8 protein-coding genes are annotated in these 9,010 nt (G+C 60.3%); 5 read left to right on the top strand and 3 right to left on the bottom strand.

Annotated elements, in window-relative coordinates:
* Positions 1 to 85: 85 nt before the first annotated feature.
* Complete coding sequence (locus NW843_RS02745) at positions 86 to 1,270, top strand: NAD(P)/FAD-dependent oxidoreductase (RefSeq protein WP_414522048.1); 1,185 nt, start codon at positions 86 to 88, stop codon at positions 1,268 to 1,270.
* A 97-nt stretch (positions 1,271 to 1,367) separates the two neighbouring features.
* On the top strand, positions 1,368 to 2,339 hold the full coding sequence (locus NW843_RS02740) for a GDP-L-fucose synthase family protein (protein WP_041436472.1): 972 nt from the start codon (positions 1,368 to 1,370) through the stop codon (positions 2,337 to 2,339).
* On the opposite strand, the gene NW843_RS02735 is transcribed toward NW843_RS02740, so the two are convergent.
* The 3 genes from NW843_RS02735 to NW843_RS02725 form a co-directional block, all read right to left on the bottom strand.
* A complete protein-coding gene (locus NW843_RS02735; RefSeq protein ID WP_414351864.1) occupies positions 2,336 to 3,073 on the bottom strand; it encodes a DevA family ABC transporter ATP-binding protein in 738 nt (245 codons plus the stop codon). The two genes, NW843_RS02740 and NW843_RS02735, sit on opposite strands and share 4 nt — an antisense overlap.
* Before the next feature lie 225 nt (positions 3,074 to 3,298).
* Complete coding sequence (gene devC, locus NW843_RS02730; RefSeq protein WP_414522047.1) at positions 3,299 to 4,483, bottom strand: ABC transporter permease DevC; 1,185 nt, start codon at positions 4,481 to 4,483, stop codon at positions 3,299 to 3,301.
* Positions 4,484 to 4,492: 9 nt separating this feature from the next.
* Positions 4,493 to 5,644, bottom strand: coding sequence for an ABC exporter membrane fusion protein (locus NW843_RS02725; protein WP_414416276.1), 1,152 nt, complete (start codon positions 5,642 to 5,644; stop codon positions 4,493 to 4,495).
* Between the two features lie 333 nt (positions 5,645 to 5,977).
* Here NW843_RS02725 and murC point away from each other — a divergent pair, with 333 nt between their 5' ends.
* From murC to NW843_RS02710, 3 genes are all read left to right on the top strand, one after another.
* Positions 5,978 to 7,414, top strand: coding sequence for a UDP-N-acetylmuramate--L-alanine ligase (murC, locus tag NW843_RS02720; RefSeq protein WP_414522049.1), 1,437 nt, complete (start codon positions 5,978 to 5,980; stop codon positions 7,412 to 7,414).
* 29 nt (positions 7,415 to 7,443) lie between these two features.
* A complete protein-coding gene (murB, locus tag NW843_RS02715; protein WP_414522046.1) occupies positions 7,444 to 8,430 on the top strand; it encodes a UDP-N-acetylmuramate dehydrogenase in 987 nt (328 codons plus the stop codon).
* 110 nt (positions 8,431 to 8,540) lie between these two features.
* On the top strand, positions 8,541 to 8,807 hold the full coding sequence (locus NW843_RS02710) for a hypothetical protein (protein ID WP_041436475.1): 267 nt from the start codon (positions 8,541 to 8,543) through the stop codon (positions 8,805 to 8,807).
* Positions 8,808 to 9,010: the final 203 nt, after the last annotated feature.

The raw sequence follows: 9,010 nt of genomic DNA, 5'->3' as shown, positions 1-9,010 counted from the left end.
ACCCTACGGGTACAGTGCGGGGCTCCTGCGATTTCTAGCTGAGCCTCTTTGCCGCAAGATGAGGTTCAGGGCAAAGAGGGAAGTGATGGCCAACTACGACTGGATTCTGATCGGTGGCGGGATTACCGGGGCAGCTCTGAGCTATGAGCTGGCCCGCCAGGGGGGATCCGTTCTGCTGATGGAGAAAGATGGAGTGCTGAACGGAGCAACCCGCTACAGCTACGGGGGCTTGGCCCATTGGGCGGGCAAAACGCCGATGCTCAAAGCTTTGGGGGAAGAAGGGATCCAACGCTACCGCACCCTGTCAGAGGAGTTGGAGGCAGACATTCAATTTCGTGAGCTGGACCTGCTCATGCCCATTGCCCCCGGCTGTGATGTGGAGGCTGTCGAGGCGGATCTGGCCGACTGTCGCATCCCACCCCGGCGGATTTCGGTGGAGGCAGCCTGCGAGCTGGAGCCACTGCTGGATCCGGCAGCTCTGGAAGTAGTGCTCTGGGCTCGGCATGGCCACATCAACCCCTTGTTGACGGCGCTGGCCTTTCAAAAAGCCTTTCAACGATTGGGGGGATCCCTCTTGATCGCAACAGCAACGGCCCTGCGGCGGCAGGGAGCGCGCATCACGGGCGTAGAGTCCGGAGCCGACTGCTACGGAGCAGGCCAGGTGGTGGTGTGCGCCGGCGGCTGGACACGGGCTTTGTTGCGCCAAGCGGGGATCCGGGTGCCCATCTACTACACCCATGCCGAATCCCTGGAGCTGGAGCCCTCGGATTTGCAATTGAAAGCGTTGGTGATGAGCGTGCCCGTGCAACGCTTGGAACTGGAACGACAAGCCGCCCATCCCGATCGGGATCCCCTTTGGGACGAGCCAGGGCACGAGCTTTGCCCGCCGATTCTGGATGCCGGGATCCTGCAATTTGTAGATGGCAGCATTCGCATGGGCCAGATCAGCCGGGTATTGACGGATCCCCATGCCGAGGTGGATGCAGCCGCCAGCGAAGCCCAGATCCGGGCACAAGCCGGTCGCTACCTGCCCAAGTTGGCCCACCTGCCTGGACGGTGGTATCACTGCTTGGTGGCCTTCAGCGCTGATCACCAGCCTCTGGTGGGATCCCTGCCCGGCTGGGAAGGCTTACAACTGTTTTCCGGCTTCAGCAATCCCCTGCCCATCGTGCCCGCTTTGGCCCGTCGCTTCGCCCAACAAGCCTATGGACAAGCGGATGAATGGATCCCTGCTCTGTCGCCGGCGCGGTTTGCCCAGGTTTTGAGTTGATGCCTTGCCTATTCTCGATGACCATCGCCAACAAGTCTGGAATACGGCTATCCCGTCTGCAGCATAATGAAAGCCGGAAGTTCTCTGCGTCGGATCTATGCCCAACAGCTTGCCCAGCTCCGTCGATCTCAGCCAGAAGCGCATTTTGCTCACAGGGGGCAGCGGCTTTTTGGGCAAACATGTGCTGCAACAGTTGCAGGTGCTGGGGGTAAAGCCGGAGCAGGTGCGCATCCCGCGCTCCCGCACCCAGGATCTGCGCCGTTGGGAAGTCTGCCAAGAGGTGGTGCAAGGGCAAGATATCGTCATCCATTTGGCCGCCCACGTGGGTGGCATCGGCCTCAACCAAGCCAAGCCGGCAGAACTCTTCTACGACAACCTCATCATGGGATCCCAGCTCATCCACGCCGCCTACCTGGCCGGGGTGGAGAAGTTTGTCTGCGTGGGCACCATCTGCGCCTATCCCAAGTTCACCCCCGTTCCCTTCAAGGAAGAGGATCTCTGGAACGGCTACCCAGAGGAGACCAACGCCCCCTACGGCATCGCCAAGAAAGCCCTGCTGGTGCAGCTGCAGGCCTACCGGCAGCAGTACGGCTTCAACGGCATCTACCTCCTGCCGGTGAACCTCTACGGCCCCATGGACAACTTCGACCCCGAAAGCTCCCACGTCATCCCAGCCTTGATCCGCAAAGTGCACGAAGCGCAGCAACGGGGCCAAAACTACGTCGAAGTGTGGGGGGATGGCAGCCCCACCCGCGAGTTTTTCTACGCTGAAGATGCGGCCCGCGGCATTGTCATGGCCACCCAGCTTTACGACGGGGCGGATCCCTTGAACCTGGGCACCGGTGAAGAGATCTCCATCCGGGATCTGATTGCCCTCATCTGCGAGCTGATGGAGTTCCGGGGAGAGATCCGCTGGCAAACGGACAAGCCCAATGGCCAACCCCGCCGCTGTCTGGATGTCTCCAAGGCCCGAGAGAGGATGGGTTTTGTGGCCAAAGTCGGCTTGCGGGAAGGGCTGCAGCGCACCATCGACTGGTACCGCCGCCACGCCTGCTCTGGGCAAAGCTAGGCAACCCCTTGGCTCTCCAGCCGGCCATCCTCCATGTGCAGCACCCGATCCGCGATGTCCAGGATGCGGTTGTCGTGGGTCACCATGAGGATGGTGCAGCCCTGCTCCCGCGCCAGCTTCTCCATCAGGGTCACCACCTCGCGGCCCGACTTACTATCTAGGGCTGCCGTGGGCTCGTCCGCCAGCACCAGCTTGGGATGGCTAACCAAGGCGCGGGCAATGGCCACCCGCTGCTTTTGTCCGCCGGAAAGCTGTTCCGGGTAGTAGTGGACGCGACCCCCCAGGCCCACCGCCGCCAGCATTGCTTCCGCTCGCTGCTGGGCTTCCTGAGGAGAGAGGCCGTTGTGCAGCTCCAGGGCCATGCGCACGTTTTGGGCTGCCGTCAGGGATCGCAGCAGGTTATGGGCCTGGAAAATGTACCCGACCTGGCGGCGGATTTGAATGAGAGTACTGGGCTGAGCTCCCCGCAGCTCCTGTCCCAACACCCGCAAGCTGCCCTCCTGCACCGAGCGCAAGGCCCCCAGCAGCGTCAGCAGGGTGGTTTTGCCGGAGCCGGAAGGGCCAGTCAGCAGCACGATCTCCCCTGGCTGCAGGGCAAAGCTAATGTCGAAGAGAATCTGCTTGCGCAGGGATCCCTCGCCGAAATAGTGGTTTACACCTTCGGCTTTCACCACTGGCTCAACGGCATTCTGGGCAGAAGCAAGGGCAGCTTGATCGAGAAGAGGAGTCAGCATAGAGAACTCAAAATCTCAAAACTTTGCGTTGACAACTCATTGACCACTTAGGCCGTCATTTGGAGCGTTGAGATGAGACCATTTAGAAACCTTTGGCCGGAGAGCGTTGATGAGGATCCCAGAAGTTTTTAGACAGCCTAGCTCAAACCCTTCACCATCCATCCGATCCCCTTTGGCAGACTATTGACTTACCAACGCCCCGGCGCCCTGCCCACAGCCAAAACTCTAGAAAATGTCGGCAGGATCGGCTGCCCGCAGCCGTCGCACGGCAATCGCTCCTGAGATGAAGCACATGCTCACCGCCAGCCCCAGCACCAGCACTGCCCGGTTGAAGGTCATGGCAATAGGCAGCAACGTGGCATTTGCCGTCAAATCGTAGAGCAAAACCGACAGGGCAAAGGCAGGAATGTACCCCAAGCCGGCCAGCAGGAGCGCCTCCTGAAATACCACCCCCAGCAGGTAGGTATCGGTATAGCCCATGGCTTTGAGAGTGGCATATTCCGCCAGGTGATCCGACACATCGGTGTAGAGAATTTGATAGACAATCACAATGCCGACAATAAAGCCCATGCCCACCCCCAGGCCGAAAATAAAGCCGATGGCTGTGCCCTCTTCCCAGTAGGTTTGCTCCATATCGATAAACTCCGCCCGTGAGAGCACCCGCACATCTTCCGGCAGCAAAGCCCGCATCTGCCGCACCAAGGGATCCGGATCCACACCCGGCTGGAGTTGCACCACGCCGATATCCACCAAGCCGCGCCCCCGCTGCGGAAAAATGCGCAGGAAATTGAGATCGCTGGTGAGAATGGTGCCGTCGGCTCCAAAGGTGGCCCCCATCTCAAACAGGCCCCCCACCTGGACGCGGCGGTTTCCCACCTCAGTAACCACCTTTCGCCCGGACTCAAACCACTCTGGGATGGGGCCAAACTCGCTGCGGGAGCGGCGGTCAAAAAGCACCACGTCCGCCTTTTTGATCTCTTCCAGCTTGTCCGGCGTCAGTTCCGGCAAGTCCAACAGATCAGCCGAGGGATCCACTCCCACCACGAAAATGCTGCGGGTACGGCGGGTCTCCGGGTTTTTCCAGAGGGCAAAGCCCACATAAACGGGTGAGATGGCCCGCACCCCCTCAAAGCCCAGAGCCTGATACAGCCGCCGCTGGGAGAAGGTGTTCATGGCAATCAGGGCGTTGGACTGAGGGCTGACCAGGAAGATCTCTCCCTTCAGGGCCACGTGGAAGCGGATGGCACTTTCCAGCAAGCTATCCTGGAAGCCCAACTGCATGAACATCAAGATGCAAGCAAAGGCAATGCCCGCCAGGGCCACCAGCAGGCGGATCTTCTCCCGCGTCAGTTGCAGCCAGGCCAACGGGATCCGATGGGCGATAAAAGCCACACTGAACAGGCTGTACATGGGCTGAGCCTACCCCTCGACATCAATGGCCACATTCACCTGCAGGTTGGTCAGGCCAGCCACGCGGGCGCTGCTCTCCGGATCCAGGCGGATATACACTTCCACCACGCGGGCATCCACATCGGCAGCAGGATCGGTGTTGAGCACATCTTTCTTGCCAATCTGCAGGCCCACCCGCTCCACTCGGCCCTGCAGGGTTTCTGGCAGAGCGCGGTTGCTAATGGTGGCCTGCTGGCCTGGCCGAACCCGCAGGATGTCCGTCTCGTAGACTTCCGCCACCACCATCATCTGGTCGGTGTTGCCCAGCTCAAGAATGCCCTCGCCGGCGGGGATGACCTCTCCAGGGCGGGTGTGGATCTTGAGCACCTGTCCAGCACGGGGAGCGCGGATGAGGGTGCGCTCTAGGCGAGCTTCTGCCAGTTCCAGATTGCGGGCCAGGGATCCCAGTTGGACTTGGGCTTGGGCCAGACTCAGTCCCGCCTCGGCAGCTTGGACTTGGGCTTGGGCATTGAGCAGATCCCGCTCACGGGCCAGGCGCAGTTGGCTCAGGGTGGCTTCGGCAGCCCGCAAGTCCTCCTGTCGTTGCCGCACCAGCAGCCGGCGTTGATCCAGCTCTTGTTGCGAGATTGCTCCTTCCTGCCAGAGCTCCTGAAAGCGGGCCAGATTGGCCTCGGCATCGGCCAGTTCTGCCCGGATACGTTCCACCACCGCTTCCTGGGAGCGGATTTGCATCTGTTGCGGCTCGTCCAGACGGCTGAGGCGGGTGCGTGCCTCTTGGATTTGGGCCTGACTGAAACGGGTCTCGGCCTGCAACCGGGCGCGGGCCTCTTGAAGTTGGGCGGCAGCGTACTCTCGCTCCGCCAACCGCTCGGCGTAGCTTTCCAAGCGGGCCAGCACTTGGCCTGCCACCACGCGATCCCCCTCGGCCACCAGCAGCTCTCCCAGCCGTTCTCCGGGGAAACCGGCAATGCGCAGCACTTCCCCCTCCGGCTCCAGGCGACCCAAAGCACCAACTTGCGGAGGCAGCCGCATTTCCACCGTTGCCTCTGCACTTGCCGATACCGACTGTGTGGCTCCCTGTTGGCTCAATCCCAGCCATGCCAGACCGGCACAACCAAGCAGCCCGACTCCTGCCAGCGACCAAAGCGCTCGTGGGTTCATGGCCTTTTACCCGCTGTGGCTTTGCAGACGACAAACGCCGCCTCTTTTTCTTAAATAAGTGTAAAGTTTTTGGGATGAAAATGTCCAGCTGTATTCTGTGTTGCTTGTGCTCACCGTATTTTCACCCCCTGTGGGTTCCCCAAGGTGCCGGCAGATCACGGCAACCGGTGGGGCGCAGCCTACCTAGCTCTGGGGATTCCTGATATGATGTGGCCTGTTCGAACCTGTTTGTAGTCAGCAGAACGCAGTCCTTTTTTTGGAGTGTGGCGGTTTTAGGAGTGGGGTGGAGTTGCGATGGTGGAAACAGTTGGAGGAAGGGATCCCATCCCGCCGTTGCCGGTTCGGTCTCAGCCTCCGCCCCTGCATTTGGATCCCCTAGATCCCTTGCTTTCCACCTATCACTTTGTGGGCATTGGTGGAGTGGGGATGTCGGCCCTGGCCTATATCCTGGCTAAACAAGGGTTTCGCGTTTCCGGATCCGACATTGTCGCCAATGGCCGTACCCGCCGCCTGGAAGCTTTGGGGGTGCGCTTCTTTCAGGGCCACAGCTTGGAGGGGTTGGTTGGGGATCCCCAGGTGGTCTATTCCAGCGCCATTCGCCCCACCAATCCAGAATTGGCTGCTGCCCTGGGCAAGGGATTGACGGTTTGGCACCGGGCAGACTTGTTGGCGGCTCTGTTTAACCGTCGCTCCGGCATTGGGGTGGCCGGCACTCACGGCAAAACCACCACCAGCAGCATGATCGGCTATGTATTGCTCTCGGCGGGCTGGGATCCCACCTTGATTATCGGCGGGGAAGTGGATGCCTGGGATGGCAATGCCCGTCTGGGCCAGGGGGAGTATTGGGTGGCGGAGGTGGATGAGTCGGATGGATCCCTGGTGCGGCTCTATCCCAAGATTGGCGTGATCACCAACATTGAGCTGGATCACCCCGATCATTATGCCGATTTGGGGCAGGTGATCCGGGCTTTTCAACAGTATGGGCAGCAAAGCCAAACCCTGGTGGCCTGTCTGGACTGTCCCAACGTGGCGGCTCACCTGAGGGTGGATGTGGGCTACAGCCTGACCGGTCATCCCCAAGCCCAGTACCAAGCCCGTCAGATCCTCTACACTGCCAATTCCACCTGCGCTGAGATCTGGGAAAAGGGATCCCTCCTCGGACAGCTTCGCCTACAGGTGTTGGGATCCCATAACCTCAGCAATGCCCTGGCGGCGGTCGCCGTGGGGCGGCAGTTGGGCTTGGAGTTTGCGGTGATTGCCTCAGCTTTGGCGCAATTTCGGGGGGCGCATCGCCGCTTTGAGCACAAGGGGGAAGTGGGTGGAGTCACCTTTATCGACGACTATGCCCACCATCCCAGCGAGATTCGAGCCACCCTGCAGGCAGCACGGCTACAGCAGCGGCGGGTGGTGGCGGTATTTCAGCCTCATCGCCACAGCCGTTTGGCTGCCTTGTTCCAGGATTTTGCCCGCTGCTTTGGGGAGGCGGACGTGGTGGTGATCGTGCCTACGTATGGAGCGGGAGAGCCGGCGCCTGAGGGTTCCGACAGCTTGCGCTTGGCCGTGGCGGTGGCGGAGCACCATCCCCATGTGCGCTATGTGTCGTCTTTGCCGCAATTGCCGGAGGTGTTGCCGTCCGTCCTGCAGCCTGGAGATCTCGCCGTTTTTTTGGGCGCAGGGGACTTAAATCAGCAGATAATCGCTACGATGCGGGCATATGCGGCTCAGGTGAGGGAACAGCCTGGGCAAGCCAAAAATCCAAACTTCAGCTGAAAAGATAGCTGCTTCTGAGGTATTGAATCATGACGACGGCTCCGGTGGTGCCTCAGCGGGACGGTTCCTGTGAGTCTGAGGCGGCAAGTCTTACCGCTGAAGGCAGGCTTCTCCCCCGCGGGCCGGCGGCTCTGCTATCTGGACGGATTCAATCGGGGATCCCGTTGGCTCCTCTGACCACCTTTCGTGTGGGCGGCAAGGCCGAGTGGTATTGTGAGCCCCGTAGCCACCTGGAGCTGCAGCAGTGTTTGGCTTGGGCGCGAGCAGAAGGGATCCCCACGACGCTGCTGGGGGCAGGCAGCAATCTGCTCATCAGCGATGCGGGGTTGAAGGGGCTGGTGATCGGTACCCGCCGTCTGCGCGGGATCCAACTGCTGGAAGGGGGGAGAATTTGGGCCGCTGCCGGAGAGCCTTTGGTCAATCTGGCGCGGGCAGCCGCCAGGCAAGGCTGGAGTGGGTTGGAGTGGGCGATTGGGATCCCGGGCACGCTAGGGGGAGCCGTGGTGATGAATGCCGGTGCCCACGCTTGGGCCATGGCAGATGTGCTGGCGGAAGTACAGATTTTGGATGAGGAGCAGGAGCCCTACCGCCTAGAACCTGCCGATCTGCAATTTGGCTATCGCCGCTCTCGCCTGCAAGACTCACCCTGGACGGTGACAGGAGCGACGCTGCAGTTGATCCCAAGCAGGGATCCGTCCCAGGTGCAGTGGGAAACCCAGCGCTACCTCAACCAACGCCTAAGCTCTCAGCCCTATCATTTGCCCAGTTGTGGCAGCGTCTTTCGCAACCCAGAGTCTCACCCTGCCGGCTGGCTAATCGAGCAGGTCGGCTTGAAGGGGTACCGCATCGGTGGGGCCCAAATTTCAGAGCGCCATGCCAACTTCATCCTCAATTGCCATCAGGCGAGTGCCAAGGACATTTACCGCTTGATTCGCTTGGCCCAGGAAAAGGTCTATCAACAATGGTCGGTGCTTTTGGAGCCGGAAGTGCGCATTCTGGGATCCTTTGAGGATTAGAGGAGCATTGGGCAGACAATTTGGACTGTTTTCTTTTGGTGATTTTGATGATTCTGCTCTTAAACTGTTCTTACCAGCTTAGATGCTCGTCGATTCTTTCCTATCGGCTTATGAGTCAAGATGTAGCCACTTTACGTCGTTTAATTCGACGGCTCAATCAGTCCCACACCACTGCGGAAGAACGCCGCTATTTGGTGGAGATCGGCAGCTTGGCTGCTTTGCTCACCCCGGAAGAGGCTGCCGCTTTGGCCCAGGATCCCAAGCAACTCACCGCCGAGCAGCACTATCGCATCTGGGACTGGGTGCATCGCTGGGAACGGGAGCACCGCCACGAAGATCTGGACTGGGATCCCTCCCTAGACCGACACAACGACTAGAACTCGAAAGAATCCCGTCCCGCTATCACGAACAAATCCCGGCCAGAGTCTAAGACAAAAGCCATCTCCAAGTCTCATTTTTGAACAGGATCCACACCCCCAAGCCCATGAGAATCCAGGGCACCCAGCGCTCTCCCCGCTCGGCCAAAACCTTGGCTACTTCAGCTAGAAATCGCAGGAGCCCCGCACTGTACCCGTAGGGT

This window comes from Synechococcus sp. R5-12 (genome assembly GCF_047502655.1).
Lineage (GTDB): Bacteria > Cyanobacteriota > Cyanobacteriia > Thermostichales > Thermostichaceae > Thermostichus.
Note: the sequence above shows the minus strand (reverse complement) of the source record. Positions and strands in the feature narration are given on the sequence as shown.

What these genes read in the sequence shown, in the direction of transcription:
- NW843_RS02735 (WP_414351864.1), bottom strand. Translation starts at nt 3,073, where the DNA reads ATGCTGACTCCTCTTCTCGATCAAGCTGCCCTTGCTTCTGCCCAGAAT.
- devC (WP_414522047.1), bottom strand. Translation starts at nt 4,483, where the DNA reads ATGTACAGCCTGTTCAGTGTGGCTTTTATCGCCCATCGGATCCCGTTG.
- murB (WP_414522046.1), top strand. Translation starts at nt 7,444, where the DNA reads ATGACGACGGCTCCGGTGGTGCCTCAGCGGGACGGTTCCTGTGAGTCT.
- NW843_RS02740 (WP_041436472.1), top strand. Translation starts at nt 1,368, where the DNA reads ATGCCCAACAGCTTGCCCAGCTCCGTCGATCTCAGCCAGAAGCGCATT.
- NW843_RS02745 (WP_414522048.1), top strand. Translation starts at nt 86, where the DNA reads ATGGCCAACTACGACTGGATTCTGATCGGTGGCGGGATTACCGGGGCA.
- NW843_RS02710 (WP_041436475.1), top strand. Translation starts at nt 8,541, where the DNA reads ATGAGTCAAGATGTAGCCACTTTACGTCGTTTAATTCGACGGCTCAAT.
- NW843_RS02725 (WP_414416276.1), bottom strand. Translation starts at nt 5,644, where the DNA reads ATGAACCCACGAGCGCTTTGGTCGCTGGCAGGAGTCGGGCTGCTTGGT.